The 26,467-nt window shown below is 71.2% G+C and carries 22 protein-coding genes and 1 tRNA gene; 4 read left to right on the top strand and 19 right to left on the bottom strand.

The window, feature by feature from the left end; genetic code table 11:
- Positions 1-242: 242 nt before the first annotated feature.
- Positions 243-1,298: a LacI family DNA-binding transcriptional regulator gene (locus ACWD0J_RS09665; protein WP_451495221.1), complete on the top strand. Its 1,056-nt coding sequence runs from the start codon at positions 243-245 to the stop codon at positions 1,296-1,298.
- A gap of 45 nt (positions 1,299-1,343) precedes the next feature.
- Here the strand turns inward: ACWD0J_RS09665 and ACWD0J_RS09660 are convergent, their stop codons facing one another.
- The 6 genes from ACWD0J_RS09660 to ACWD0J_RS09635 form a co-directional block, all read right to left on the bottom strand.
- A complete protein-coding gene (locus tag ACWD0J_RS09660) occupies positions 1,344-1,715 on the bottom strand; it encodes a hypothetical protein (protein ID WP_451495220.1) in 372 nt (123 codons plus the stop codon).
- A gap of 145 nt (positions 1,716-1,860) precedes the next feature.
- Positions 1,861-2,385, bottom strand: a complete 525-nt coding sequence (locus tag ACWD0J_RS09655) for a GNAT family N-acetyltransferase (RefSeq protein ID WP_451495219.1) — start codon at positions 2,383-2,385, stop codon at positions 1,861-1,863.
- A gap of 95 nt (positions 2,386-2,480) precedes the next feature.
- A tRNA-His gene (locus ACWD0J_RS09650) sits at positions 2,481-2,553 on the bottom strand.
- Between the two features lie 110 nt (positions 2,554-2,663).
- On the bottom strand, positions 2,664-3,266 hold the full coding sequence (orn, locus tag ACWD0J_RS09645; RefSeq protein ID WP_451495218.1) for an oligoribonuclease: 603 nt from the start codon (positions 3,264-3,266) through the stop codon (positions 2,664-2,666).
- A gap of 128 nt (positions 3,267-3,394) precedes the next feature.
- Complete coding sequence (locus ACWD0J_RS09640) at positions 3,395-4,663, bottom strand: GlxA family transcriptional regulator (RefSeq protein WP_451495217.1); 1,269 nt, start codon at positions 4,661-4,663, stop codon at positions 3,395-3,397.
- Positions 4,664-5,041: 378 nt separating this feature from the next.
- Positions 5,042-5,428, bottom strand: a complete 387-nt coding sequence (locus ACWD0J_RS09635) for a hypothetical protein (RefSeq protein WP_451495216.1) — start codon at positions 5,426-5,428, stop codon at positions 5,042-5,044.
- Positions 5,429-5,733: 305 nt separating this feature from the next.
- Here ACWD0J_RS09635 and ACWD0J_RS09630 point away from each other — a divergent pair, with 305 nt between their 5' ends.
- The gene (locus tag ACWD0J_RS09630) at positions 5,734-6,261 is read left to right on the top strand and encodes a universal stress protein (protein ID WP_451495215.1); all 528 of its coding nucleotides are present in this window, start codon (positions 5,734-5,736) and stop codon (positions 6,259-6,261) included.
- 453 nt (positions 6,262-6,714) lie between these two features.
- Here the strand turns inward: ACWD0J_RS09630 and glmS are convergent, their stop codons facing one another.
- Both glmS and ACWD0J_RS09620 read right to left on the bottom strand, forming a co-directional pair.
- The gene (glmS, locus tag ACWD0J_RS09625) at positions 6,715-8,532 is read right to left on the bottom strand and encodes a glutamine--fructose-6-phosphate transaminase (isomerizing) (protein ID WP_451495214.1); all 1,818 of its coding nucleotides are present in this window, start codon (positions 8,530-8,532) and stop codon (positions 6,715-6,717) included.
- A 38-nt stretch (positions 8,533-8,570) separates the two neighbouring features.
- Positions 8,571-8,828: a hypothetical protein gene (locus tag ACWD0J_RS09620; RefSeq protein WP_451495213.1), complete on the bottom strand. Its 258-nt coding sequence runs from the start codon at positions 8,826-8,828 to the stop codon at positions 8,571-8,573.
- Between the two features lie 186 nt (positions 8,829-9,014).
- Between ACWD0J_RS09620 and ACWD0J_RS09615 the strand changes: the two genes are divergently transcribed.
- Entirely contained in the window at positions 9,015-10,577 is a 1,563-nt protein-coding gene (locus ACWD0J_RS09615) for a purple acid phosphatase family protein (protein WP_451495212.1), read from the top strand.
- Positions 10,578-10,626: 49 nt separating this feature from the next.
- On the opposite strand, the gene ACWD0J_RS09610 is transcribed toward ACWD0J_RS09615, so the two are convergent.
- Complete coding sequence (locus tag ACWD0J_RS09610) at positions 10,627-11,508, bottom strand: DUF4429 domain-containing protein (RefSeq protein ID WP_451495211.1); 882 nt, start codon at positions 11,506-11,508, stop codon at positions 10,627-10,629.
- 82 nt (positions 11,509-11,590) lie between these two features.
- On the opposite strand from ACWD0J_RS09610, the gene ACWD0J_RS09605 reads away from it, so the two are divergent.
- Complete coding sequence (locus tag ACWD0J_RS09605; protein ID WP_451495210.1) at positions 11,591-13,180, top strand: beta-N-acetylhexosaminidase; 1,590 nt, start codon at positions 11,591-11,593, stop codon at positions 13,178-13,180.
- Positions 13,181-13,250: 70 nt separating this feature from the next.
- On the opposite strand, the gene ACWD0J_RS09600 is transcribed toward ACWD0J_RS09605, so the two are convergent.
- From ACWD0J_RS09600 to ACWD0J_RS09555, 10 genes are all read right to left on the bottom strand, one after another.
- Entirely contained in the window at positions 13,251-15,032 is a 1,782-nt protein-coding gene (locus tag ACWD0J_RS09600; protein ID WP_451495209.1) for an IucA/IucC family protein, read from the bottom strand.
- A complete protein-coding gene (locus tag ACWD0J_RS09595) occupies positions 15,029-15,580 on the bottom strand; it encodes a GNAT family N-acetyltransferase (protein ID WP_451495208.1) in 552 nt (183 codons plus the stop codon). The genes ACWD0J_RS09600 and ACWD0J_RS09595 overlap by 4 nt, the downstream gene beginning before the upstream one ends.
- Positions 15,577-16,869, bottom strand: a complete 1,293-nt coding sequence (locus tag ACWD0J_RS09590; RefSeq protein ID WP_451495207.1) for a lysine N(6)-hydroxylase/L-ornithine N(5)-oxygenase family protein — start codon at positions 16,867-16,869, stop codon at positions 15,577-15,579. The genes ACWD0J_RS09595 and ACWD0J_RS09590 overlap by 4 nt, the downstream gene beginning before the upstream one ends.
- Positions 16,853-18,319, bottom strand: a complete 1,467-nt coding sequence (gene desA, locus ACWD0J_RS09585; protein ID WP_451495206.1) for a lysine decarboxylase DesA — start codon at positions 18,317-18,319, stop codon at positions 16,853-16,855. Before desA ends, ACWD0J_RS09590 begins: the two co-directional genes overlap by 17 nt.
- Before the next feature lie 167 nt (positions 18,320-18,486).
- Positions 18,487-19,353 (bottom strand): siderophore-interacting protein, encoded by an 867-nt coding sequence (locus tag ACWD0J_RS09580; RefSeq protein WP_451495205.1) that lies wholly within the window; start codon positions 19,351-19,353, stop codon positions 18,487-18,489.
- 46 nt (positions 19,354-19,399) lie between these two features.
- Entirely contained in the window at positions 19,400-20,446 is a 1,047-nt protein-coding gene (locus tag ACWD0J_RS09575) for an ABC transporter substrate-binding protein (protein ID WP_451495204.1), read from the bottom strand.
- Positions 20,447-20,677: 231 nt separating this feature from the next.
- Positions 20,678-21,838, bottom strand: a complete 1,161-nt coding sequence (locus ACWD0J_RS09570) for an acyl-CoA dehydrogenase family protein (protein WP_451495203.1) — start codon at positions 21,836-21,838, stop codon at positions 20,678-20,680.
- 5 nt (positions 21,839-21,843) lie between these two features.
- On the bottom strand, positions 21,844-22,794 hold the full coding sequence (locus ACWD0J_RS09565; protein WP_451495202.1) for a hydroxymethylglutaryl-CoA lyase: 951 nt from the start codon (positions 22,792-22,794) through the stop codon (positions 21,844-21,846).
- On the bottom strand, positions 22,794-24,806 hold the full coding sequence (locus ACWD0J_RS09560) for an acetyl/propionyl/methylcrotonyl-CoA carboxylase subunit alpha (protein ID WP_451495251.1): 2,013 nt from the start codon (positions 24,804-24,806) through the stop codon (positions 22,794-22,796). Before ACWD0J_RS09560 ends, ACWD0J_RS09565 begins: the two co-directional genes overlap by 1 nt.
- Positions 24,807-24,832: 26 nt before the next feature.
- Complete coding sequence (locus tag ACWD0J_RS09555; protein ID WP_451495201.1) at positions 24,833-26,449, bottom strand: carboxyl transferase domain-containing protein; 1,617 nt, start codon at positions 26,447-26,449, stop codon at positions 24,833-24,835.
- Positions 26,450-26,467: the final 18 nt, after the last annotated feature.

The raw sequence follows: 26,467 nt of genomic DNA, 5'->3' as shown, positions 1-26,467 counted from the left end.
ACCGTGGGAGCGCTCCCACCGGTGATGTGTTGAAGGTTCGTCGGTCCGGGCGGGGGTGTCAAGGGACTAGGGGCGGAGAGATGCGTTCAGTTATCGGGCTGTTAACTGGAACCCCGGCGTAACGATCCAGCCACCCCCGGGAAGCACGGCAGTGGAATGAGGGAGTCCACCGTGACCGGTCGCCCCTCCGGCAGGACTGTTAAATTCCAGGCCAATGACAGGGTCAACGGGAGGCGGAGCCCATGGCAAGCCACGGAGCGCGGGGCCGGAGCGGTGGCCGGCCCACCCTCGAAGAGGTGGCGGCACGGGCGGGCGTGGGCCGCGGCACGGTCTCCCGGGTGATCAACGGCTCGCCCCGGGTCAGCGACGCCACCCGCGCGGCGGTGGAGGCGGCGGTCGCCGAGCTGGGGTACGTGCCCAACACGGCCGCCCGCGCCCTGGCCGCCAACCGCACCGACGCGATCGCCCTGGTCGTCCCCGAGCCGGAGACCCGCTTCTTCGCGGAACCGTACTTCTCGGACATGCTCAAGGGCGTCGGCGCCGAGCTCTCCGACACCGAGATGCAGCTCCTGCTGATCTTCGCGGGCAACGACCGGGAGCGGGCCCGCCTCGCCCAGTACCTGGCCGCGCACCGGGTCGACGGCGTCCTGCTGGTGTCCGTGCACGCCGACGACCCGCTGCCCGACCTGCTCTCCCAGCTGGAGATACCGGCGGTGATCAGCGGCCCGAGGTCGGCCGCGGAGACCCTGCCGTCGGTCGACTCGGACAACTACGGAGGCGCCCGCTCGGCGGTCGAGCACCTGCTGGCCCGCGGCTGCCGGGCGGTCGGCCACATCACCGGCCGCCTCGACGTGTACGGCGCCCAGCGGCGCGTCGACGGCTACCGTGACGCCCTGCTGGACGCGGGGCACCAGGTGGACGAGCGGCTGATCGAGCCGGGTGACTTCACCGAGGAGGGCGGCCGGCGCGCGATGACGAAGCTGCTGGCCCGCCGTCCCGACCTGGACGCGGTCTTCGCGGGCTCGGACGTGATGGCGGCCGGCGCCCGCCAGGTGCTGCGCGAGGAGGGCCGCCGCATCCCCGACGAGGTGGCGCTCGTCGGCTACGACGACTCCGCCATCGCCCGGCACATGGACCCGCCCCTGACCAGCGTGCGCCAGCCCATCGAGGAGATGGGCCGCAGGATGATCGACCTGCTGCTGACGGAGATCGCGGACCGCCGTCCGGCGGCGGTCCGCGGCCTGGAGCGGCAGCGGGTGGTGCTGGCGACGGAACTGGTGGAGCGGAGGTCGTCCTGACACCGGCGTGCACCGGCTGGGGCCGGCTGGCGCCGTCTGGGGCCGTCATCGTCCGGACGTCGGCCGATGTCCTGGCGTCGGTCGGGGCTGCCCGTGCCGCCCGTGCTTCCCGTGCTCCCCGTGCTCCCCGTGTCGCCCGTGCTCCCCGTGTCGCCCGTGCCGTCGGTGCGGCCCGGGTTCGGTGCGGTGGGTGACGAACCAGGCCACACCCAGGAGCACGACCCCGGCCAGCCAGAAGAAGATCACCAGCCAGGCGCCGGTGACGGAGCCCGGGTCGTCGGCGCCCCGGCACAGCTCCCCGACGCACTCCTCCCCCGCGGCGTCGAGCGCCACCACGAGCCACAGCAGCATGGCGAGGTTGAACGCGAGGATCACCCAGGTCAACAGCCGCCACCGGGGAATGTGTCGGGCCCGCATGACGAGCCTCCCAACCTCACGAACAGCCCATAAGGCGACAATACGCCCTTAGGGCGGGACTTTGACCGCCTCCCGCCTCCGGCCCCCGCCTCTGCCCCCGCCCCCTCAGATCGAACGCGGCGCTGACCGGACCCGTCGAGCGGGCTCAGCCGGGCAGCGCCAGCCGCCACCGGCGCTCGCCGTCCTGCTCGTCCTCGGTCGGCGCCAGCCCGGCCGCCCGGGCGACCGCCGCCGACGCGAGGTGCCCGGGGTGGATGTGGGCGACGACCGTACGCACGGACCCCCGCCCGAGCCATCCGACCAGCGCCCGCGCCGCCTCCGAGGCGAACCCGCGACCCTGCCAGGGCGTTGCGACCACCCAGGCGATCTCGGCGAGGTGCCCGGCGTCCGCCCGGGTGACGGTCGCCTGGACCGTGCCGACGAGGCACGCCTGCGCACGCGGCCGGAGCACCCAGTTGCACCAGGAGACGGCCGGATCCGGCGACCCGGCCACCAGCCGCTCGTAGCGGTCCCGCAGCGCGGCGGGGGAGTGGGGCGTGCCTCCGGTGAAGGCGTGCAGGGCCGGGTCGGACAGGACGGCGGCCATCTCCTCGGCGTGCTCGGCCCGCAGGGGGAGGAGGTCGAGGCGGGGCGTGGAGAGAGGCTCGGCGGACACCAGGGGCTCGGGCATCGGCCCACCCTACGAGCAGCCGTACGTCGGGCGGGGACGCCGGGAACGACATCAGCCGGTGGCCTTGTCTCCAAGGCCACCGGCTGATGATTGAGGGTGAGTGACGGGACTTGAACCCGCGACTTCCTGGACCACAACCAGGTGCTCTACCAGCTGAGCTACACCCACCAAGTCGGCCGTTCGGGTTTCCCCGGCCTGCCGGGAAAAAGTGTACAGGGTCCGAAGGGGTGCTCGCGCCCGGCTTTCACGGCGCCCCTCCGCACTCCTGTGACGTGCTCCTACCGCCCGCGCAGGACGTACTTGGCGGCGATCTTCTTCGCGGTGTCGGAGTCGGGTCCGGGCTGCGGGACGAAGACGGCTTCGCGGTAGTAACGGAGTTCCGCGATGGACTCGCGGATGTCGGCGAGGGCGCGGTGGTTGCCGTTCTTCTCCGGGCTGTTGAAGTACGCCCGCGGGTACCAGCGCCGGGCGAGTTCCTTGACGCTGGACACGTCGACGATGCGGTAGTGGAGGTAGCTCTCCAGCGTCGGCATGTCCCGGAGCAGGAAGCCGCGGTCCGTGCCGACGGAATTGCCGCACAGCGGGGCCTTGCCGGGTTCCTTGACGTGCTCCCGTACGTACGCCAGAACCTGCTCCTCGGCGTCCGCCAGCGTCGTGCCGCCGGACAGCTCGGTGAGCAGTCCGGACGCGGTGTGCATCTGACGCACCACCTCCGGCATCGTCTCCAGTGCCCGGTCCGGCGGGCGGACGACGATGTCCACACCGTCACCGAGGATGTTCAGCTCGGAGTCGGTGACGAGGGCGGCCACTTCGATGAGCGCGTCGTCGGACAGCGAGAGGCCGGTCATCTCGCAGTCGATCCACACCATGCGATCGTTCATGCGACCACCCTAAGGCTGACGTCCCCCGATGAGGTGACCGGTGCCGCCCGGAGCCCGTTCGGGGCCGGGAACGGGTAAGGGCGGCGGGGGCGAGGACAGTCCCCCGCGCCCGCCGCCCCCACCCGCCGTCACATCCCGCCGCGCTGCCCCGGCAGACTCGCCCGGCTGCCCGCGTAGGCCTCACGGCCGTTGTCCGAGGACGAGGCCGAGGCCGACGACGAAGCCAGCGCCGCCGACGTCCCGACCGGGCTCGCCGTACGCCGGGTCTGGAGCGGTACCGGACCACCGCTGTCCGGATGCAGCGGCGTCGGCGCGCTCGCCGGACCGCCCTGCTGTCCGGCCATGGCGCCGTCGCCGTCCGGCGACGGCCGTTCCCCCTGCGGCCTGCGGGCGCGGTACGCGGCCCGGTAGGCGGCCGGGGACGAACCCAGCTGGCGGCGGAAGTGCCCGCGCAGCGCCACCGGCGAGCGGAAGCCGCAGCGCCCCGCGACCTCGTCCACCGAGTAGTCGGACGTCTCCAGCAGGCGCTGGGCCTGCAGCACCCGCTGCGTGATCAGCCACTGCAACGGCGCGCTCCCGGTGAGCGAGCGGAACCGGCGGTCGAACGTACGCCGGCTCATGTACGCGCGGGCCGCGAGCGTCTCCACGTCGAACTGCTCGTGGAGGTGTTCCAGCGCCCAGGCGACGACCTCGGCGAGCGGGTCGGCGCCGATCTCCTCCGGTAAAGACCGGTCGAGGTAGCGCTCCTGGCCGCCCGACCGGCGCGGGGGGACCACCAGACGCCGGGCCAGTGCGCCCGCCGCCTCGTTGCCGTGGTCCGTCCGCACGATGTGGAGACAGAGGTCGATTCCGGCCGCCGTACCCGCGGACGTCAGCACGTCGCCGTCGTCCACGAACAGCTCCCGCGGATCCACGTGCACCGACGGATAGCGCTTGGCCAGCGTCGGCGCGTACATCCAGTGGGTGGTCGCGGGGCGGCCGTCCAGCAGTCCGGCCGCCGCGAGGACGAAGGCGCCGGTGCACAGCCCGACTATGCGGGCACCCTCCTCATGCGCGCGGCGCAGCGCGTCGAGCGCGTCCTCCGGTGGCGGGGAAGTGATCGACCGCCAGGCCGGCACGACGACCGTGCCCGCCCGGGAGATCGCTTCCAGGCCATGTGGTGCGGTGAGTTCCAGGCCCCCTGTGGTCCGCAGCGGGCCTTCCTCACCTCCGCACACCAGCAGTCGGTAGCGTGGTACTCCGGCGTCCTGGCGGTCGATCCCGAACACCGAAAGCGGTATGGAACTCTCGAAGATGGGACCGCCGCTGAACAGCAGCACCGCGACGATCTCCTTGCGGCGTCGCCCGGAGAGTTTCCGGGCCGCGGCTTCCGGCGCGGCAGTGGAGTCGTGGCTCATACTGCTAAGCCCCCCTCGGTGGTCGCGGCTCCTCGGTTGTGTCGCTCCTGCACGTTTCCCCTCGGTCCTGCACGAGTCCCCCGCCGTAAGACAGTCAAGATCGAATCTACTGCGTCCCGTGGCGCCGACGTGACCAGTTGGTCATCCGGCACATTGTCGACTTGGCAACTTGGCGTGAAGCATTCGATCACGAAGCGTTGCACTCGTGGGGCGTGCAGGGAAGTGCGCCTTGTCGCAGTGGCCAATCCACGTAGGGTGCGAGGACCCCCGGAGACCCTTTCCGTGCAGGTGGAACGGGGGTTGGGGGGTGGTTCGGCCAAGGAGTGGGCGGACACCAGAAGTTGGCTGAAAAGAGTCGGGCGCGTGCGCGGAAACCGGTCAGCCGACCGGTGTATTCCCCCCACTGTGACGTCCGCCTCTGTGTGCCCCCGTTCCGGCCCTGTGATGCCGGCCGTGCGGGCGGCCGTGGTGGGAGCCGCGCCGGGGGGCCCGCTCCTCGGCGAGCAGGCGGGCCGCGCCGCGCTCCGACTGGCGCAGGAGGATACGGCAGACCGCCGTCACCGCCGCGAGGCCGAGGGCGGTGCCGGCGGTGCCGGCCAGCGAGGTGCCGTACCAGAGGAGGACCACGGGAACCAGGACGCAGCTGAAGGCCGCCCAGCGGACGACGTCCGTCGCCGAGTCCTGGGCGGGCGGGGTCGCGCGGGGCGGGTCCCCCCAGGCCTCGGGCGCTGGAGGAGCCTCGGAGTGGCGTCTGGGACCGGACATGCGTGCTCCCTGTGGCTGGCTCACGGGATTCAACGCGTGTTCGATCCATCGGTCACTGTGCGTCCGGGACGGGCCGCCGTCGCGTGAATCCCGTGCAAACCGCCTGTACAGCGCAGCAACCATTGCGTTACGGGCGCACCCTCGTGCATGCTCCCTGGAACCCCCACGCAGCGAGGGCGGGATCTGGGCTAAGGAGGCGTGCCGCCGTACCCTTGAGGGTATGGGGTTGGGAAGATGATTCCCGGACACAGCTCCGCCGCACACGGTCGCTCCTCCCGATCAAGGATCACTACGCCGAGACAGCCATGGCCGGTCACGAATTCTTCGAACCCGCGGACCGCAAGCGGCCCGTCGCCGACCCCACGGCGGCCGAGCCCCAGGCGGCGGAAGAGCCACGTCACTCCTGCGACCCCGCCTTCAAGCACGGCGTCGTCGTCGGCTTCGACGGCTCCACGTCCAGTGAGCGCGCCCTCGCGTACGCCATCGGCATGGCCCATCGCTCCGGGTCGGGCCTGATCATCGTGCACGTCGCCAACCGGCTGCCCACCACCGTGTGGGCGGGGTGCGAGCCGCCGGTCTTCGTCGACGTGCCGGACCACCGCACCGAGGTCCTCGGGCTGGAGCTCGCCTGCGCGGACTATCTCGCCGAGGTGCCGTGGATCCTCGTCGAGCGCGGTGGCGACATCTGCCACGAGCTCGAAGAGGTGGGCCGCGAGTACGAGGCGGACGCCATCGTCGTCGGCTCCACGCACGGCATCGTCGGCCGTATCTTCGGCTCCGTCGCCGGGCGGCTCGCCAAGCGGGCGCAGCGGCCCGTGGTCGTCATCCCGTAAGCGCCCCGCGCTTCAGCCGTTGTCCCGCGACTCGTGTTCTCCTAGCTGAGATGTGCCCCGGGGACGGCGAACTCCCCTTGTGCGCCGCATGAATCCACGCGTGCGCAGAGGTGTTCGTGCTCTTGCGAAGGGCATATACCGGTCATCGCACCAGCGCACCACCGCACCCGCGCACCCGCGCGAAGGGAGACCGCCGTGGGCGACCAACTCGCAAGGGACACGCACGGGTTGTCCCTCTCCGCGCCGGATCACCGGCCCACGGCACTTCCGCGACGCGCAGCCGGCCGGGGCGTGACGGCCACCGGGTAGCCGCGCGGGCCGGGGGTTGGGCGGCTCCCGGCGCAGGGACGGACCCCACGTGCCGGGTGGCCGCACGCGGGGTCCGTCTTCTTTCTCCGGCCTCCGGAGGTGCGCTGTGGCCGCTCGCGCAGTTCCCGCACCTTTGGGTGCGCGCTATTCGACCGTGACCGACTTGGCGAGGTTGCGCGGCTTGTCGATGTCCCTGCCCAGGGCCAACGCCGTGTGATAGGCGAGGAGTTGGAGGGGGATGCCCATGAGGATGGGGTCCAGCTCGTCCTCGTTCTTCGGGACCACCATCGTCTGGTCGGCCTTCTCCTGGAACTCGTGGGCGACCGCGAGGATCCTGCCGCTGCGGGCCTTGATCTCCTCCAGGGCGGCGCGGTTCTTCTCCAGCAGGTCGTCGTCCGGGACGATCGCGACCGTCGGCAGGGCCGGCTCGATCAGGGCCAGCGGACCGTGCTTGAGCTCGGAGGCCGGGTAGGCCTCGGCGTGGATGTAGGAGACCTCCTTGAGCTTCAGGGAGGCCTCGCGGGCCACCGGGTAGCCCCGGACGCGGCCGATGAAGAGCATCGAGCGGGCGTCGGCGTACTGCTCGGCCAGCTTCTTGATCTCCTCCTCCTGCTCCAGGATCTCGGCGATCTGGCCGGGCAGCTTGCGCAGACCCTCGATGATCCGCTTGCCGTCCCGGACGGAGAGGTCGCGGGTGCGGCCGAGGTGGAGCGCGAGCAGGGCGAAGGCGACCGTCGTGTTCGTGAAGCACTTCGTCGACACCACGCAGACCTCCGGGCCGGCGTGCACGTAGATGCCGCCGTCGGCCTCGCGGGCGATCGCCGAGCCGACCACGTTCACCACGCCCAGCACCCGCGCGCCCTTGCGCTTCAGCTCCTGGACGGCGGCCAGCACGTCGTAGGTCTCACCGGACTGGGAGACGGCGACGTACAGCGTGTCGGGGTCGACGACCGCGTTGCGGTAGCGGAACTCCGAGGCCGGCTCGGCGTCGGCGGGGATGCGGGCCAGCTCCTCGATCATCTGGGCGCCGATCATGCCCGCGTGGTACGAGGTGCCGCAGCCGAGGATCTTCACACGGCGGATCCGGCGCGCCTCTCGGGCGTCCAGGTTCAGGCCGCCCAGGTGCACGGTGGAGAAGCGGTCGTCGATGCGGCCGCGCAGCACCCGGTCCACGGCGTCGGGCTGCTCGTGGATCTCCTTGTGCATGTAGGTGTCGTGGCCGCCCATGTCGTACGAGGCGGCCTCCCACTCCACGGTGGTCGGCTCGGCGGTCGTGCGGGTGCCCTCGGTGGTGTACGTGCGGAAGTCGTCGGCCTTCAGGGTGGCCATCTCGCCGTCGTCCAGCGTCACTATCTGCCGGGTGTGGGCGACCAGGGCGGCGATGTCCGAGGCGACGAACATCTCCTTCTCGCCGATGCCGAGCACCACCGGGGAGCCGTTGCGGGCCACCACGATCCGGTCGGGGAAGTCGGCGTGCAGGACGGCGATGCCGTACGTGCCCTCGATGACCCGCAGGGTCTCGCGGACCTTGTCCTCCAGCTTCTCGCCCTGGGCGCGGGCGATGAGGTGGACGAGGACCTCGGTGTCGGTCTCGGAGAGGAACTCGACGCCGTCCGCCTCCAGTTTGCGGCGCAGGTCGGAGGCGTTGTCGATGATGCCGTTGTGGACGACGGCGACCTTGCCCTCGGCGTCCAGGTGCGGGTGGGCGTTCACGTCGGAGGGGGCGCCGTGGGTGGCCCAGCGGGTGTGGGCGATGCCGGTCGTGCCCTTGAAGCGGGCGGGGACCTTGGCCTCCAGGTCGCGGACCCGGCCCTTGGCCTTGACCATCCTCAGGCCGGACGTCTTCGGGGAGGTGACGGCGATGCCCGCCGAGTCGTATCCCCGGTACTCCAGCCGCTGGAGGCCCTCCAGCAGCAGGGGCGCCACGTCACGCTTCCCGATGTAACCCACGATTCCGCACATGTATACGTATTTCCTCAGCGTTCGCAGTGTTGGACGGATCAGCCGTAGACCATGCGGCGCAGCTGGCGGAGGGTGAGCTCCGGTGGCGCGACCGCACGGTAAGCCAGGTCCGCCCCGATCCGTTCGAAGATCGTCGCGTTCACCAGGCCCTGGGCCTGCAACTCGCGATGGCGGCGACGGACGTACTCCTCGGTCGTCTCGTCGAAGTAGGCGAGCACGTCCTGGATCACGCGCAGTGCCTCGCCCCGGCTGAGGGGCGTGGACCGCGTCAGATGATCAACGAGTTCGTCGTGCACCCGGTAGATCCTGGGGTACCGGCGAGCGTTTCGCAACATTCCTGCCCGATTTCGGGCAGAGGGCTGTGGGGAATCTTTGGGTGAACGTTGGATCCGTCATGAGGACCTGTTCGTGACGCGTCCATCCGGCGTCCTGCCACTGGTCGCCTGAGGGGACGAGTTTCAGTCACCATGGACATTCCTCGCATGGGCGTACCCGAGCGGCTCGCCGCACGCATGAACATGGCCGAGCAGCACGAGTACCTGCGCACCAGATTCTCCCGGCGCACGATGATCAGGGGCGGCGCGGTCACCCTGGGCGCCGTCGCGGGCGGCGCGTTCGTACCGGGCGCCACCGCACAGGCGGCGACCCCGGCCGCCACCACCCGCACCGAGACCGTCGACGGAGCCCTCGTCGCCCCCTTCGGCCGGCACCTCGCCTACGGCAACGACCCGCGCACCGAGATCACCGTCTCCTGGCAGGTCCCGGTCGCCGTCAAGAAGCCCTTCCTCCGCGTCGGCGCCCGTCCCTGGGACCTCTCCCGCAAGATCGAGGCCGAGGTGCGCGCCCTCCACACCCCCGCCGGTGTCGGCGCCGGCGGCGACCACACCCAGTACTACCTGCACGCCCGCCTGACCGGCCTGCGACCGGGCAAAACGTATTACTACGGCGTCGGCCACACCGGCTTCGACCCCGCCGAGCCGCACCTGCTGGGCACCCTCGGCACCTTCACCACCGCCCCCGCCCGCAAGGAGCCCTTCACCTTCACCGCCTTCGGCGACCAGGGCGTCAGCTACCACGGCCTCGCCAACGACGCCCTGATCCTCGCCCAGAACCCCGCCTTCCACCTGCACGCCGGTGACATCGCCTACGGCGACCCGGCCGGCCAGGGCCTCGCCTCCGACACCGGGTTCGACTCACGGGTGTGGGACCAGTTCCTGTACCAGACCGAGTCCGTCGCCAAGCAGGTCCCGTGGATGGTCTCGTACGGCAACCACGACATGGAGGCCTGGTACTCGCCCAACGGCTACGGCGGCGAAGAAGCCCGCTGGACGCTCCCCGACAACGGACCCGACAAGAAGAACCTCCCGGGCGTCTACTCCTTCGTGCACGGCAACACCGCGGTCATCTCGCTGGACGCCAACGACATCTCCTTCGAGATCCCGGCCAACCTCGGCATCTCCGGCGGCACCCAGACCGGATGGCTGGAGGCGCAGCTCAAGAAGTACCGGGCCGCGCAGGACGTCGACTTCATCGTCGTCTTCTTCCACCACTGCGCGTACTGCACCTCCACCGCCCACGCCTCGGAGGGGGGCGTGCGGCAGGAGTGGGTGCCGCTGTTCGAGAAGTACACCGTGGACCTCGTCATCAACGGCCACAACCACGTCTACGAGCGCACGGACGTCCTCAAGGGCGGCGAGGTCGCCAAGCGGCTCCCGATCGGCGGCACCGCCTACCCGGAGACGGAGGGCGTGGTCTACGTGACGGCGGGCGCGGCCGGCCGCAGCCTGTACGCGTTCAGCGCCGACGAGTCCTACGAGGGGCGGGTCAAGGACGACGACGCCGTCTCGTCCTTCGTCTGCCTCAAGGACGGCGCCCGGCAGCAGGAGACCGTCGCCTGGTCCCGGGTGCGCTACCTCGACTACTCCTTCCTGCGGGTGGACGTCACCCCGGCCGCCAGGGGCCGCACCGCCACGCTGAAGGTGCGGGGCATCGCCGAGACCGGCGAGCAGGTCGACCACTTCACGGTGGCGCGCAAGGCCAGGTAGGCCGCCGGTGTGCCCGGAAGGCGGGGCGCACCGCAGGAGCGGGCGGTCCTCACGTCCCCCCGAGGACCGCCCGCTCGGCCGCCGCGAACTCCTCGTCCGTCAGCACCCCCGTGCGACGCAGCTCCCCGAGCTCGCGCAACCGCCGCAGCAGCGCGTCGTGGCGGTCCTCGACGGCGGGCGGGGGCGCGGGGGCGGGCGCGGTGAGCGTCTTGGGCACGTCCTTCACCTGGGCGGCCGGATGCGGCAGCCGGGCCTGGACGGCCGCCGCGACCAGGGCCATCAGCGGGCTCTTCTTGAGGTTCCACAACTCGACGGCGTTCGGGTCGTACTTGGGCGGGGCCTTGGTCGGGGCGTTCCTGACGGTGAAGCGGAGGCAGCCGTTCTCCAGGCCGACCGCCGGACGCCACTCGACGGCGGTGAGGTCGGTGACCGGGAGGGTGCGGGGGCCGACGGCGGCCTTGGCCTCCTCGGCCTTCCCGTTCCACTCCAGGCGGACCCGCTCGCCGTCGAAGCTCGCGGTGCCGTCCCCGGCGGACACCGAGAGCGGGACGGCCGGACCCGGCAGCAGGTACGTGTCGACCGGGTCGGCCGGCACCTGCTCCAGGAGCAGGGCCGCGCGCACCTGGTCCACGACGTACTCGGCGACGCCGTAGCGGTCGGAGTCGACGGCCAGCTGGTACGGGTCGTGCGGCTCGGTGAGCCGGCCGCCGGTCGCGAGCAGCAGCGGATCCGAGCCGTCGCGCAGCCGCAGCCTGAGCCGCCCGCTCCGCCTCCCCTGCTCGAACGAGATGCCCGCCAACGCGCCCAAGGGGACGACGAGTTCACCCAGTGTCCGGCGGAGCGGACTGACGTTCCTGTCCCGTCCGGGGGTCAGCCGCAGGGCGTCGCCGTCGAAGACCCAACTGCCGTCCTTCTGGAGGATTTCCGCCATGAGGGGATTGTTTCACCGCTTCTGAGGGAGAGTTGGTCCATACCTGTTCGGGTTCTGTTCGGGCTCAAGGAAGGGACCGTTGGTGAGACACCACCACAGAACGACCCGCCTGCTCGGTTCGCTGCTGCTCGTCGCGACGACGAGCGCCTTCGCCGTCGGCGCCGCCCCGGCCGCCGGCCCACCGGCCGCGACCCCGCTGGACCGGGTGGTCCCGGCACCCGCCTCGGTCACGCCGGGCGGATCGCCGTACCGCATCACCCGCGACACCCACATCCGCGTCGACGGCTCCCGCGAGACCCGCCGGGTCGCCTCCTACCTCGCGGACGTCCTGCGGCCCTCGACCGGCTACCGCCTGCCGGTCACCGCACACGGCAGGGGCGGCATCCAGCTGCGCCTGGCCAAGGGCCCGTTCGGCGCGGAGGGCTACCGGCTCGACAGCGGCGGCCAGGGCGTCACCATCACCGCCGCGCGGCCCGCCGGGCTCTTCCACGGCGTCCAGACCCTGCGCCAGCTCCTCCCGGCGGCCGTCGAGAAGGACACCGTCCAGTCCGGCCCCTGGCTGGTCGCGGGCGGCACGATCCGGGACATTCCGCGCTACGGCTGGCGCGGCGCGATGCTCGACGTGTCCCGGCACTTCCTCACCGTGGACCAGGTCAAGCGCTACATCGACCAACTCGCCCTCTACAAGGTCAACAAGCTGCACCTGCACCTCAGCGACGACCAGGGCTGGCGCATCGCCGTCGACTCCTGGCCGCGCCTGGCCACGTACGGCGGCTCCACCGAGGTCGGCGGTGGACCCGGAGGGTTCTACACCAAGGCCGACTACCGGGAGATCGTCGGCTACGCGGCCTCCCGCCACCTGGAGGTCGTCCCCGAGATAGACATGCCCGGCCACACCAACGCGGCCCTCGCCTCCTACCCCGGCCTGAACTGCGACGGCGTGGCACCCCCGCTCTACACCGGCACCGAGGTCGGCTTCAGCTCGCTGTGCGTGGGCAAGGAGATCACGTACGACTTCGTGGACGACGTCATCCGCGAGCTGGCCGCCCTCACCCCGGGCCGCTACCTCCACATCGGCGGTGACGAGGCGCACTCCACGAGCCACGAGGAGTACGTCAAGTTCATGGACCGGGTGCAGCCGATCGTCGCCGCGTACGGCAAGACGGTGGTCGGCTGGCACCAGCTGACCGGCGCGAGCCCCGCCAAGGGGGCGCTCGCCCAGTACTGGGGCCTGGACTCCACCGCCGCCGAGGAGAAGGCCCAGGTCGCGAAGGCCGCGCAGGCCGGGACCGGGCTGATCCTCTCGCCCGCCGACCGGATCTACCTCGACATGAAGTACGACGCGAACACCCCGCTGGGGCTGTCCTGGGCGGGCTATGTGGACGTGCGGCGGTCCTACGACTGGGATCCGGGCAGCTACCTGCCGGGGGCGCCCGCGTCGGCCGTGCGGGGCGTCGAGGCGCCGCTGTGGACGGAGACCGTCGAGAACTCCGCCCACGTCGAGTACCTGGCCTTCCCGCGGCTGGCGGGCGCCGCCGAGCTGGGCTGGTCTCCCGCGGCCACCCATGACTGGGAGGCCTACCGGGTGCGGCTCGCGGCGCAGGGGCCGCGGTGGGACGCGCTGGGGATCGGCTATTACCGGGCGCCGGAAGTGCCCTGGCCCGCGCGGTAGCCGGGACGTGCCGACGGGCACCCCGGAGGACCGTACTCCGGGGTGCCCGTCTGTCCGTGGGGGGCCGTGATCACAGCCCCGCGAGGGGGTTCTCCAGGGTGCCCACCAGCTGGAGCGCGCCGGACGGGTCCGCGAGGTCCACCATCTGCTTGTTGTTGCGCAGCTGGAGCCGGTTGAGGCAGGACAGCGCGAACTCGGGGGCGAACAGGTCGTACCGCTCGAACTTCTCCGCGAGTTCGGGCACCGAGCGCTGGTAGTCGCGGCTCACCTCGGCGACCGTGCGCCAGAAGTCCGCCTCCTCCAGGATCCCCTCGCCGGCGAGGTTCGCCGCGAGGAAGCGGAAGAAGCAGTCGAAGACGTCCGTGAAGATCGACAGGAGCTTCTTGTCCTCGGGGACCTCCACGCGCAGCCGCTCGACCGCCGGCGGCAGCACCGCCTGAGGGTCCATGACCGCGATCTCCTCGGCGATGTCCTTGTAGATCGCGCGCTGGACCACGCCGTCCTTCAGGACCAGGATCACGTTCTCGCCGTGCGGCATGAAGACCAGGTCGTAGGCGTAGAAGCTGTGCAGCAGCGGGGTGTAGTACGCCCGCAGATAGCGGCGCAGCCACTCCTTGGGAGCCAGGCCCGACCGCTCGATCAGCGCGCCCGCGAAGGACGCGCCCTCGTGGTCGACGTGGACGAGGGAGGCCATGGTGGCCAGGGACTCGCCGTCCTGGAGCGAGGGGACCGGGCTCTCCCGCCACAGCGCGGCGAGCATCTTGCGGTACGGGGAGTAGCGGTCGGTCGCCGCCTCGTACTCCAGGTGCCGGTACCCGACGGCCGCCCGCTCCCGGATGACCGACAGGCCCGTGTCCTTCAGCACCGGGTCGTTGGCGACGAGCTGGGCCAGCCAGTCGTTGATCGCCGGGGTGGCCTCCATGTAGGCGGCCGACAGCCCGCGCATGAAGCCCATGTTGAGGACGGACAGGGCCGTCTTCACGTAGTGCTTCTCGGGGTGCGAGCTGTTGAAGAAGGTCCGGATGGACTGCTGGGCCAGGTACTCGTCGTCGCCCTCGCCCAGGCACACGAGATGGCCGCGGGCGACCTCGGCGGCGAAGGTGACGGTGAGCTTGTTCCACCACTGCCAGGGGTGGACGGGGATGAGGAAGTAGTCGGCCGGGTCCCGGCCCTGGTCCCGGAGCACCTGGTCGAACCGCTCGACCGTCTCCTCGCCCAGCTCCTGGCGGACGAACGACGCGTACTCGATGCCGACGCCCGCGGTGAACGCGGCCCGCGAGCGGTGCGCGGCCAGCCACACCAGACGGACCGGGCTCGCGGTCTCGGGGGCGTACGAGAGGTAGTCGTGGATGCCGAAGCCGAGCCGCCCGTTGTTGGCGACGAAGCAGGGGTGGCCCTCGGTCATGCCGGTCTCGATGGCCTGGAAGCCGCTCTTCACCAGCTCGGCGACCGGGATCTGCGGTTTGGTGAGTTTGTAGCAGGTGCCGGAGAGGGTGGAGGAGATCTCCTCCAGGTAGACCGGCAGGATCTCGTCGCTCAGGCCGAGCGTCTTCTTCAGCTCGATGAAGAAGTCCAGGGCGGCGAGCGGGAGTTCCTGTCCGTCGCGGGTGCGGGTGATGGAGCCGGCGTCCACCTGCCAGTGGTCCAGGGCGTGGCGGGTGGCGGTGAAGCGGTACAGGCTCAGGCCGTCGTCGCTGCGGACGACGTACGCGTCCCCGTCCCCGTCCTTCTCCGGCTCCGGCGTGATCAGCCGCTCGTGCGCGAACTCGGCGAGCGCCTTGCGGATCAGCCGGCGGTTGGCCTGCTCCCAGCGCTCGGGGGAGAGGTGGGCCACGGCGTCGGCGAGGGTCATGCCGTCACCCCCGTCGCCGCGACGAACTGTTCCCGCGTGCAGAAGCTCAGCAGCGCCTTCTTCTCCGGCTTCTGGATCTCGCGGTCGGGCACGAACCCGACGGCTTCGTTCAGGGCGTGGACGGCTGTGTTGGACACGTCCGGCTCGACGACCACCCGGGCGGTGGCGGGGTCCTCGAACAGGTGCGCCATCACGGCGGTGATGACCGCGCGGGTGAACCCGTGCACGGGCCGGTCGGTGGGGGCGACCAGGAAGTGCATGCCGACGTCGCCGGGCTCGGGCTCGTACAGGCCGACCAGCTCGCGGTGGGCGGGGTCGTACGTCTCCATCAGGAACGCGGGCACGCCGTCGTGCAGGCCCAGCAGCGCGTGCGCGTGCTCGTCGGCGGCGATCTCCATGTACGCCCGCTCGACGTCCTGCAGCTTGGCGTCCTGCATCATCCAGAAGGCCGCTTTGGGGTGGGTGACCCAGGAGTGCACCAGTTCGGCGTCCTTGAGGGGGTCGAGGGGGCGGATCGTCAAGGTGCCTATGTCGGTGGTGGTGCTCATACGGCGAACTCCTGGAAGGCGATCGTCTTCTCGACCGGGTAGTACGCGCTGCCGAGCAGCTCGCGGATGATGTAGCTGTTGCGGTACGCGCCCATGCCGAGGTCGGGGCTGGTGATGCTGTGCGTGTGCACGCCGGCGTTCTGCAGGAAGACGCCCCGGCCGGTCACGTCGATCGCGTAGTTGCGGGCGATGTCGTAGTTGCCCTGGGAGTCGTAGCGCAGGCGGTCGCGGACCGGCTTGAGGAACTCCGGCTCGGCGTACTTGTAGCCGGTGGCCAGCACCAGGCCCTGGGAGGCCAGCTCGTAGTCCTTGCCCTGCTCCTCCTGGCGGAAGGAGAGGGTGTACGTGCCGTTCTCGTACCGGGCGCCGTTCAGCGAGGAGTTGGTGAGCAGCCGCGTGGGCACCGGACCGCCGAGGTTCTTCTGGTAGAGCAGGTCGAAGATCTCGTTGATCAGGTCGCCGTCGATGCCCTTGAACAGGCCCTTCTGGTCGGCGGTGAGGCGGTAGCGGGTCTGCTCCGGCAGCGCGTGGAAGTAGTCGACGTACTCCGGGGAGGTCATCTCCAGCGTGAGTTTCGTGTACTCCAGCGGGAAGAAGCGCGGGGAGCGGGTGACCCAGTTCAGCCGGTAGCCGTGGACGTCGATCTCGCTGAGCAGGTCGTAGTAGATCTCGGCGGCGGACTGGCCGGAGCCGACCAGCGTGATCGACTCCTTCTTCTGCAGCTCCGCCTTGTGCCGCAGGTACTGCGAGTTGTGCAGGAAGTCGCCGCCCAGGTTCCGGCAGGCCTCCGGGATGTGCGGCGGGGTGCCGGTGCCGAGGACCAGGTGGCGGGCGCGAAAGGTCTCGCCGGCCTCGGTCCGCACGACGTACAGCTCGTCGCCCTCGTCGTACTGGACGTCCGTGACGGTGGTGCTGAAGCGGACGCTGCTCAGTTTGTTCGCGGCCCAGCGGCAGTAGTCGTCGTACTCCACCCGCAGGGGGTAGAAGTTCTCGCGGATGTAGAACGAGTACAGCCGGCCTTTCTCCTTCAGGTAGTTGAGGAAGGAGTACGGCGAGGTCGGGTCGGCGAGGGTGACGAGGTCCGACATGAACGGGGTCTGGAGGTGGGCGCCCTCCAGGAACATGCCGGCGTGCCACTCGAAGTCGGGCTTGGAGTCCAGGAAGACGCCGTCGAGTGCCTCGATGGGCTCGGTGAGGCAGGCCAGGCCCAGGTTGAACGGGCCGAGCCCGATCCCCACGAAGTCGTAGGTCTTTTTCGTGGACCCGGTGGGTTCAGGAAGCGCGGTCAAGGGACTCTCCCAGGTACTGCTCGGCGTGGCCGGCGATCAGGTCGAGGACGGCGGCCATGTCGGCGGTCGTCGTCTCGGGGTTGAGCAGGGTGAACTTCAGGTAGTGGCGGCCGCTCACCTTGGTGCCCGCCACCACCGCGTCGCCGGAGGCGAACAGGGCCTTGCGGGCGTACAGGTTGGCGCGGTCGATGTCGGCCGGGTCGGTGACGGTGGCCGGGATGTAGCGGAAGACGAGGGTGGAGAGGGTCGGCTCCACCACCACGTCGAAGCGGGGGTCGGCGGCCAGCAGTTTCCAGCCCTCCACCGCCAGGTCGCACACCTCGTCGAAGAGCTGCCCGATGCCGTCGGCGCCCATCACGCGCAGCGTCATCCACAGCTTGAGCGCGTCGAAACGGCGGGTGGTCTGCAGGGACTTGTCGACCTGGTTGGGGATGCGTTCCTGCACCATCCGGCGCGGGTTGAGGTACTCCGCGTGGTAGGTCGCGTGGCGCAGGGTGGTCGCGTCGCGGACCAGGACGGCGGACGAACTCACCGGCTGGAAGAAGGACTTGTGGTAGTCGACGGTGACCGAGTCGGCGCGCTCGATGCCCTCGATGCGGTCCCGGTACTTCACGGAGGCGAGCAGTCCGCAGCCGTAGGCGGCGTCGACGTGCATCCACACGCCGTACTGCTCGCACAGCTCGGCGATCTCGGGCAGCGGGTCGATGGAGCCGAAGTCGGTGGTGCCGGCGGTGGCGACGACGGCCATGGGGACGAGGCCGTCCCGCACGCAGCGCTCCAGCTCACGGGCGAGCGCGACCGTCTGCATGCGCTTGTCGGTGCCGACGGGGATCGACACGACCGCGTCCTGGCTGAGGCCGAGCAGTTTCGCGGACTTCTTCACGCTGAAGTGGCTGGCCTCGGAGGCGAAGACGCGCAGTTTCGAGAAGGAGTCCGCCGCTTCCCGTCCGGCCCGCCCCGGCTTGGCCTCCTCGCGCGCCAGCAGCAGCGCCTGGAGGTTGGACTGGGTGCCGCCGGAGGTGAACACGCCGTCGGCGTTCTCGCCGAGGCCGATGCGGGCGGTGGTCCAGTCGACGAGCTTGCGCTCGATGAGGGTGCCGCCGGCCGACTGGTCCCAGGTGTCCAGGGAGGAGTTGACGGCGGACAGGATGGCCTCGCCGAGCACGGCCGGGATGACGACCGGGCAGTTGAGGTGGGCGAGGTAGCGGGGGTGGTGGAAGTAGATCGCGTCCCGGAGGTAGACGTCCTCCAGTTCGTCGAGCGCCGCGGCGGTGTCGTGCAGCGGCTTGTCGAGGTCGATCTCGTCGATCACCGGGGAGAGGGCGTCGACGGTGACACCGGTGAACGGACGGGAGGTGGTGGCGAGTTTGGCCGCCACCCGCTCTATTCCTTCGGTCACGGAGCGGCGGTAGTGCTCAGCGGTCGTGTCGTTGAGCAAGTGCGAGCGCATGTGCGGGTCCTCCGGTGGGGACAGTCCGTAGGGCGGGAGCGGGGCGGAGCCTCGGCTTCACTTAGGTTAGCCTAACCTAACTTAACCTGGTGGAAACCCCGCCCCTTCCGTGACTGCCGTCACTTCCAACACCGGCCGGACCGACGCGAGTCGGGCCCACGGCCGTGTCACTCCTGCTCGCGCAGCTGCTCCTCGGTCAGGCCCTGCCGCCAGTAGCCGACGAAGGTGACACTGCGCCGGTCGAAACCCCGCTCGCGCACGAAGTGCCGCCGCAGCTCCTTCACGCAGCCGGACTCGCCCGCGATCCAGGCGTACGGATGGGCGGCGGGCGGGAGCGGGGCGTCGCGGATCGGGTCGAGCGCCATGGGGGAGCACGTGGCGCCCCGCCCGCCGCGCACCAGCCAGGTGATCTCGGTGTCCGCCTCGGTCACCAGGTCCTGCACGTCACCGGCGTGCGGCACCTCCAGCCAGACCCGGGCGCGGACGCCGGCCGGCAGCGACTCGACGATGGCGCAGGCGGCGGGGACGGCGGTCTCGTCGGCCCAGATCACCACCAGGTCGGTGCCCTCGGGGGGCCGGAAGCGGATCGCCCGGTTGTCCGCGACCGCCGGGCCGAGCAGCAGCACCTTGTCCCCGGCGGCGGCTCGCGCGGCCCACCGCGAGGCGGGACCCGCGGCGACGGGCGCGCCCGGGTCCACTCCGTGCAGGACGAAGTCGACGTCGATCTCGGTGGTGTGCCCCAAGGCGTCCCGGCGCAGGTCCCGCAGCGTGTACGAGCGCATCACGGCCCGTACGTCGTCCGGGAGTTCGCGCCAGCCCTGCCACCAGCCGTCGCCCAGCTCGACGGGGACGCGGGGCTCGGGCTGGCCCGGGTGCGGCAGGAACAGGGACAGGCTCTGGTCCCGCCCGTCGGAGAGGAACGCCCTGAGGTCGTCCCCGGCGAAGGTGACCCGGAGCAGGGACGGGCCGAGCCGCCTCGTCCGTGCGACCTGGAGGGAGAAGAAACGGAACGGGGCGGCTACGGCGGTGGTCACGTATGGCTCCTGACGGTCAGGAAGAGGTGTCGGGCGGGCGCGCGGGTCAGCCGACCTTCTTCGCGTCCTCGATGGCCTTCGCGAGGTTCTCGACCATCGGCACGCACTTGTCGTACGACAGGATCGGCTCGGGGGAGCGGGAGATGACCTGGCCGGCCTTGACGGCGGGCAGCTTCTTCCAGGTGGCCTCGGTGATGTCGGCCGGCTGGATGGTCGCGGTGCGGTCGTCCATCATGATGACGTCGGCCGGGTACTTGTCGACGTTCTCCCAGCTGAGCGTCTCGAACCAGCCGCCGGTGGCCTTCTTGGCCGACGCCGGGGGCTCGACGAAGTTCACGCCGAGGGCCTTGAAGTACTCCAGGTCGACGGAGAGGTCGGTACCGGAGACGTAGAACGAGGTCTCCGCGGCGGAACCCGCCAGCACCCTGATCTCCGGGCGGGCCTTGGCGGCCTTGCGCAGCCGCTCCGAGGCGGCCTCGAAACGCTTCTTGGCGTCGGTGACCTTGGCGGCCGTCATGTCCGCGCCGAGCGACTCGGCCAGCTCCCACATGCGCGCGAGCGGCTTGGTCAGCTGACGGTCGAAGACCGAGACGGCCACGCTCGGGGCCAGCTTGGCGATCTTGTCCTTCGAGGCCTCGGGCACGTACCAGAGGGTGCCGGCGCTGTCGAAGGTCGTGCTGATGAGGACCTGGGGGGCGAAGGCCGCGTACTTCTCGACGTTGAACTGGTCCCACACGTTCCCGAAGACGGTCAGCTTGCTGACGTCCATGTCGCCGGCCTGGACGTCGGCCTTGTCGTCCTTCGTCGTGGTCGGGCCGAACACGCCCTGGATCTCGATGCCGTAGTCGTAGAGGGCGGCGGCGACACCGGTGAAGGCGACTATCTTCGTGGGGACCTCGTCCAGCTTCACGGTCGTGCCGCGGTCGTCCTTGAAGGACCAGGGGCCGGAGGCCTTGGCGGACGCCGTGGAGTCCGAGCCGCCGCTCTCCGCGTCGCTGTCGCCGCAGGCGGCCAGGAAGGCGCCCAGGCCGAGCGCGCCACCGGTGGCGAGCAGGCCGCGGCGGGAGAAGGGGGCGGTTCTGGCGTTCGACATGGAAGGGTCTGCTTTCGTGCGTACGGGGCCACTTGGGGGGTGTGCGCCTACGGCGGGTGGCTGGAACAGGCTTAGGTTAGCCTAACCTCAGGTCGCGGCCAAGGTGGGGTGGCCGGGACGGCGCGCACACGGGAGCCGGGCCCGGAGGGTGCGTGCCCCGGAACCCGGCTCTCCATGCCGGCCGACGGTGCGCACGCACCCGCGGCGGTGGTGCGGGCCGATCGCCCCGGTCTATCCCGTCAGCCCCAACTCCCGCGCGATCAGCATCCGCTGGACCTCGCTCGTGCCCTCGCCGATCTCCAGGATCTTGGAGTCGCGCCACATGCGGGCCACCGGGTACTCGTTCATGAAGCCGTAGCCGCCGTGGATCTGGGTGGCGTCACGGGCGTTGTCCACGGCGATCGTCGAGGAGTAGAGCTTCGCCAGGGCCGCCTCCTTCTTGAAGGGCTCGCCGGACACCAGGCGCGAGGCCGCGTCACGCCAGGCGAGGCGGGCCGTGTGGGCCTTCATCTCCATGTCGGCGATCTTGAACTGGATGGCCTGGTTGGCGCCGATCGGACGGCCGAAGGCCTCGCGCTGCTTCGCGTACTTCACCGACTCGTCCACGCAGCCCTGCGCGAGTCCGGTGGCGAGGGCGGCGATGGCGATCCGGCCCTCGTCGAGGATGCGCAGGAACTGGGCGTAGCCGCGGCCCTGCTCGCCCAGCAGGTTCGCCACCGGGACCCGCACGTCGGAGAAGGACAGCTCACGGGTGTCCGAGGCGTTCCAGCCGACCTTCGAGTAGGGCGCCGCGACCGTGAAGCCCGGCGTGCCCGACGGCACGATGATGGCGGAGATCAGCGGCCGGCCGTCCGGCGTGCGGCCCGTCACCGCGGTGACCGTGACCAGGCCCGTGATGTCGGTGCCCGAGTTGGTGATGAAGCACTTGGTGCCGTTGATGACCCACTCGTCCGTCTCCGGGTCGAGCCGGGCGGTAGTGCGCGTGGCGCCCGCGTCCGAGCCGCCGTCCGGCTCGGTCAGGCCGAACGCGCCGAGCATCTCGCCGGAGCACAGCCGGGGCAGCCACTGCCGCTTCTGCGCCTCGGTGCCGAACAGGTGGACCGGCATCGCGCCCAGCGAGACACCCGCCTCCAGGGTGATGGCCACCGACGAGTCCACCCGCGCCAGCTCCTCCAGCACGATGCCGAGCGCCAGGTAGTCGCCGCCCATGCCGCCGTACTCCTGTGGGAACGGCAGCCCGAACAGCCCCATGCGGCCCATCTCGCGGACGATCCCGTACGGGAACTCGTGCCGTTCGTAGAAGTCGCCGATCTTGGGCGCCACCACGTCGTGTGCGAACTCCGCGACGGTGCGGCGGAGTTCCTCCAGCTCGGGGGAGAGTCGGTGGTCCATGGCGGTCACTGCTCCTTGCGGCGTTCGGAGTCCTCGTGGGACAGGGCGCGGACGGTGCGGGAAGGGCTGGGGCGGCCCAGCCGGCCGGCCATCCACACGCTGGTGGCGACGAGACGGCCCAGGTCGACTCCGGTGTCGATGCCGAGACCCTGGAGCATCCACACGAGGTCTTCGGTGGCGAGGTTGCCGGTCGCGGACTTGGCGTACGGGCAGCCGCCGAGGCCGCCCGCGGAGGCGTCGACGGTGGTGACGCCGTACTGAAGCGCTGCCAGGGTGTTGGCGAGCGCCTGGCCGTACGTGTCGTGGAAGTGCACGCCCAGCGCGGCGACCGGGATCCGCTGTCCGGTGAGGGCGGTGAGCAGGGCCAGGACGTGACCGGGCGTGGCCACGCCGATCGTGTCGCCCAGGCTCAGTTCGTCGCAGCCCATGTCCCGCAGGGCCCGGCAGACCCGGACGACCTGCGGGACGGGCACCGCGCCCTCCCAGGGGTCGCCGAAGCACATCGAGAGGTAGCCGCGCACGTGCGCCCCCTCGGCCTTCGCCCGGCCGACCACCGGCTCGAACATCGCCAGCGCCTCGTCGACCGTGCGGTTGAGGTTGGCCTTGGCGAACGATTCGGTGGCACTGGCGAAGACGGCCACGCGGGTGGCGCCCAGCGCGAGCGCGCGGTCCAGGCCGCGTTCGTTGGGCACGAGCACCGGGAGGTCCGCCGTCAGGTCCCGCACCAGCGGGAACAGCTGCTCCGCGTCGGCCAGTTGGGGCACCCACCTGGGGTGCACGAAGCTGGTCGCCTCGATCGTGGTCAGGCCCGCGCCGGCGAGCCGGCGCACGAACTCCGCCTTGACCTCCGTCGGGACGGTGCCCTTCTCGTTCTGCAGGCCGTCGCGCGCGCCGACCTCGTGGATCCGGACGCGGGCGGGCAGGCCGGGCGCCGGGACGGCCATGGGCAGCGTCATCACTCCTCCTCCGCGGACGGGACGGCCGGGGTGCCGGTCGAGGTGACGCCCGGGGTGTCGGTCGAGGTGACGGCCGGGGTTTCGGCCGGGGTGATGACCGCCAGGAGCTGGTCCATGGCGACCGTCGCCCCCGCAGTGACGTCCAGTTCGGCGACCGTGCCGGCGTGCGGGGCGGAGATGACGTGCTCCATCTTCATCGCCTCGACGACCAGCAGGCTCTGACCCGCGGTCACCTCGTCGCCGACGGCGACCTTCACGACCGTGACCGTGCCGGGCATGGGGGCGGTCAGCGAGTCGGCGCCGCCGTGCGCGGCCCGGTTGAGCGACGCGGCGACCGGGTCGTGGTCCCGCACCTGCCAGGCGTCGCCGTCACGGCCGAGCCAGTCGGCGGCGCGGTGGAAGGTGTGGCGGACGCCGTCCAGGGTGACGGACACCTGGTCGTCGGTGACGGTGTGGGTGCCGCGCGGGACGTACTCGACGGGGTCCTGGACGCGCAGAGGGAAGTTGACGGGCCGGGACAGGCCCCCGAGCCGCCAGCCGCTCGGCACCGAGAAGGGATCGGTCCAGCCCTCGCCCCTGGGCCGCAGCGCGTCGAGCCGTACGGCCGCCGCCGCCTCGTACACCTCGTCCGGTACGTCCGTGACGACGAGCCCTTCCGCCTCCCGCTCGACCAGGCCGGTGTCCAGCTCGCCCGCCACGACCGCCGGATGGGCGAGCAGGCGCCGCAGGAACCCGGCGTTCGTCTGCACGCCCAGCGTGACCGTCTGCGCGAGCGCGGCCCGCAGCTTGCGGAGCGCGGTCTCCCGGTCCGGCCCGTGGGCGATCACCTTGGACAGCATCGGGTCGTACAGACTGCCGACCTCGGTGCCCTCGCTGAGCCCGGAGTCGGTGCGTACGCCGTCCCCCTGCGGTTCGTGGAGCCGCAGCACCGTGCCGCCGGAGGGGAGGAACCCGGGCGTGCCCTCTGTGACGGTCACCGTCTCGGCGCACAGGCGCGCCTCGATGGCGTGCCCGGTGAGGCTGATGTCGTCCTGGGTGTACGGCAGCCGCTCACCGGCGGCCACCCGCAGCTGCCACTCGACGAGATCGAGGCCGGTGACCAGTTCGGTGACCGGGTGCTCGACCTGGAGACGGGTGTTCATCTCCATGAAGCAGTACGACGACGGATCCTTGCCCGGGACGATGAACTCGACCGTGCCCGCGCCCGTGTAGCCGCAGGAGCGGGCCGCCTGGACCGCCGCCTCGCCCATCGCCGCGCGGGTCCGCTCGTCCAGGAGGACGGACGGCGCCTCCTCGACGACCTTCTGGTGGCGGCGCTGGAGGGAGCACTCGCGCTCGCCCAGGTGGATCACCTGCCCGTGGGCGTCGGCGAGGACCTGGATCTCGATGTGCCGGGGCCGGTCGATCCACCGCTCGACGAGCAGGGTGTCGTCCCCGAAGGAGGCGCGGGCCTCGCGGCGGGCGGCGGCGATCTCGTCGGCCAGCACGGCGGCGTCGCGCACCAGCCGCATCCCCTTGCCGCCGCCGCCCGCGGACGGCTTCAGCAGGACCGGCAGGCCGATCTCCAGGGCGCTGTCGGCGAGTTCGGCGTCGGTCAGCCCGCTGCCGCTGGACCCGGGGACGACCGGCACCCCGGCCGCCTTCACCGTCTCCTTGGCGCGGATCTTGTCGCCCATGAGGGCGATCGCCTCGGCGGGCGGTCCGATGAAGACGAGCCCGGCGTCGGCGCACGCGCGCGCGAAGCCGGCGTTCTCCGCCAGGAAGCCGTAGCCCGGGTGGACGGCCTGGGCGCCCGTGCGGGCGGCGGCTGCCAGCAGCCGGTCGACGGACAGATAGCTCTCGGCGGCGGGCGGCGGGCCCAGCCGTACGGCCGTGTCGGCCTCCCGGACGTGGCGCGCGTCGGCGTCCGCGTCGGAGAAGACGGCCACCGAGCGCACGCCCAGCGAGCGCAGCGTGCGGATGACGCGGACGGCGATCTCGCCCCGGTTGGCCACGAGGACCGTGTCGAACATCGTCTGAGGCATCTCTGAAGTCCCCCTCACATCCGGAAGACGCCGAACTGGGGGTCGCCCAGCGGCGCGTTGGCGCAGGCGGTCAGGGCCAGACCCAGCACCTGCCGGGTGTCGAGCGGGTCGATCACCCCGTCGTCCCACAGCCGGGCGGTGGCGTAGTAGGCGTTGCCCTGGCGTTCGTACTGCGCGCGGACCGGGTCCTTGAAGGCCTCCTCCTCGGCGGCGGGCCACTGCTCGCCCCGGGCCTCCAGCTGGTCCCGCTTCACCGTCGCGAGGACGGACGCGGCCTGTTCGCCGCCCATGACCGAGATCTTGGCGCCCGGCCACATCCACAGGAAGCGGGGCGAGTAGGCCCGCCCGCACATGGAGTAGTTCCCCGCGCCGTACGACCCGCCGACCACGACGGTCAGCTTGGGCACGCGTGTGCACGCCACCGCGGTCACCATCTTGGCGCCGTGCTTGGCGATGCCGCCGGCCTCGTAGTCCTTGCCGACCATGAAGCCGGAGATGTTCTGCAGGAACACCAGCGGGATGCCGCGCTGGTCGCACAGCTCGATGAAGTGGGCGCCCTTCTGGGCGGACTCGGAGAACAGGATGCCGTTGTTGGCGACGATCCCGACCGGGTGGCCGTGGATCCGGGCGAAACCGGTGACCAGGGTCTGCCCGAACTCGGTCTTGAACTCGGCGAAGCGGGAGCCGTCGGTGATGCGGGCGATGACCTCGCGGATGTCGTAGGGCGTGCGGGAGTCGACGGGCACGGCGCCGTACAGCCCGTACGGGTCGGCCTTCGGCTCGACGGCGGGTCGGACCTCCCAGGGCAGCGGCCCGCGCGCGGGGAGGGTGGCGACGATGTTGCGCACGATCCGCAGGGCGTGCGCGTCGTCCTCGGCGAGGTGGTCGGTGACGCCGGACACGCGCGCGTGCACCTCGCCGCCGCCGAGCTCCTCGGCGGTGACGACCTCACCGGTGGCGGCCTTCACGAGCGGGGGCCCGCCGAGGAAGATCGTGCCCTGGTTCCGCACGATCACGGCTTCGTCGCTCATGGCGGGGACGTACGCGCCGCCGGCCGTGCACGACCCGAGGACGGCGGCGATCTGCGGGATCCCCGCGCCCGACATCCGCGCCTGGTTGTAGAAGATCCGCCCGAAGTGCTCGCGGTCCGGGAAGACCTCGTCCTGCAAGGGGAGGAAGGCGCCGCCGGAGTCGACCAGGTAGACGCACGGCAGGCGGTTCTCCAGGGCCACCTCCTGGGCCCGCAGGTGCTTCTTCACCGTCATCGGGTAGTACGTCCCGCCCTTGACGGTGGCGTCGTTGGCGATGATCACGCACTCGCGTCCGCTGACCCGGCCGATCCCGGCGATGACGCCGGCGGCCGGGGCCTGCCCGTCGTACAGCCCGTCGGCGGCCAGGGGCGCGAGCTCCAGGAACGGTGAGCCGGGGTCGAGCAGGGTGTCGACCCTGTCCCGCGGCAGCAGCTTGCCGCGCGCGGTGTGCCGGGCGCGGGCCTTCTCACCCCCGCCGAGCCGGGCCGCGGCGAGCTTGCCGCGCAGCTCCTCGACGAGGGCGAGGTGGGCCCGTTCATTGGCCCGCCAGGCCTCCGACGCGGGATCGGCCGCGCTCGTCAGCTCTGCTGCCTCCTGCATTCTTCGGTCCCCTCACCC

Source organism: Streptomyces sp. NPDC003011, from assembly GCF_053591515.1.
This window is presented reverse-complemented; position numbering and strand designations above follow the sequence as displayed.

Coding starts and splice junctions, on each gene's coding strand:
- ACWD0J_RS09665 (WP_451495221.1), top strand. CDS start 243: ATGGCAAGCCACGGAGCGCGGGGCCGGAGCGGTGGCCGGCCCACCCTC.
- ACWD0J_RS09660 (WP_451495220.1), bottom strand. CDS start 1,715: ATGCGGGCCCGACACATTCCCCGGTGGCGGCTGTTGACCTGGGTGATC.
- ACWD0J_RS09655 (WP_451495219.1), bottom strand. CDS start 2,385: ATGCCCGAGCCCCTGGTGTCCGCCGAGCCTCTCTCCACGCCCCGCCTC.
- orn (WP_451495218.1), bottom strand. CDS start 3,266: ATGAACGATCGCATGGTGTGGATCGACTGCGAGATGACCGGCCTCTCG.
- ACWD0J_RS09640 (WP_451495217.1), bottom strand. CDS start 4,663: ATGAGCCACGACTCCACTGCCGCGCCGGAAGCCGCGGCCCGGAAACTC.
- ACWD0J_RS09635 (WP_451495216.1), bottom strand. CDS start 5,428: ATGTCCGGTCCCAGACGCCACTCCGAGGCTCCTCCAGCGCCCGAGGCC.
- ACWD0J_RS09630 (WP_451495215.1), top strand. CDS start 5,734: ATGGCCGGTCACGAATTCTTCGAACCCGCGGACCGCAAGCGGCCCGTC.
- glmS (WP_451495214.1), bottom strand. CDS start 8,532: ATGTGCGGAATCGTGGGTTACATCGGGAAGCGTGACGTGGCGCCCCTG.
- ACWD0J_RS09615 (WP_451495212.1), top strand. CDS start 9,015: ATGGGCGTACCCGAGCGGCTCGCCGCACGCATGAACATGGCCGAGCAG.
- ACWD0J_RS09610 (WP_451495211.1), bottom strand. CDS start 11,508: ATGGCGGAAATCCTCCAGAAGGACGGCAGTTGGGTCTTCGACGGCGAC.
- ACWD0J_RS09600 (WP_451495209.1), bottom strand. CDS start 15,032: ATGACCCTCGCCGACGCCGTGGCCCACCTCTCCCCCGAGCGCTGGGAG.
- ACWD0J_RS09595 (WP_451495208.1), bottom strand. CDS start 15,580: ATGAGCACCACCACCGACATAGGCACCTTGACGATCCGCCCCCTCGAC.
- desA (WP_451495206.1), bottom strand. CDS start 18,319: ATGCGCTCGCACTTGCTCAACGACACGACCGCTGAGCACTACCGCCGC.
- ACWD0J_RS09575 (WP_451495204.1), bottom strand. CDS start 20,446: ATGTCGAACGCCAGAACCGCCCCCTTCTCCCGCCGCGGCCTGCTCGCC.
- ACWD0J_RS09570 (WP_451495203.1), bottom strand. CDS start 21,838: ATGGACCACCGACTCTCCCCCGAGCTGGAGGAACTCCGCCGCACCGTC.
- ACWD0J_RS09565 (WP_451495202.1), bottom strand. CDS start 22,794: ATGACGCTGCCCATGGCCGTCCCGGCGCCCGGCCTGCCCGCCCGCGTC.
- ACWD0J_RS09560 (WP_451495251.1), bottom strand. CDS start 24,806: ATGTTCGACACGGTCCTCGTGGCCAACCGGGGCGAGATCGCCGTCCGC.
- ACWD0J_RS09555 (WP_451495201.1), bottom strand. CDS start 26,449: ATGCAGGAGGCAGCAGAGCTGACGAGCGCGGCCGATCCCGCGTCGGAG.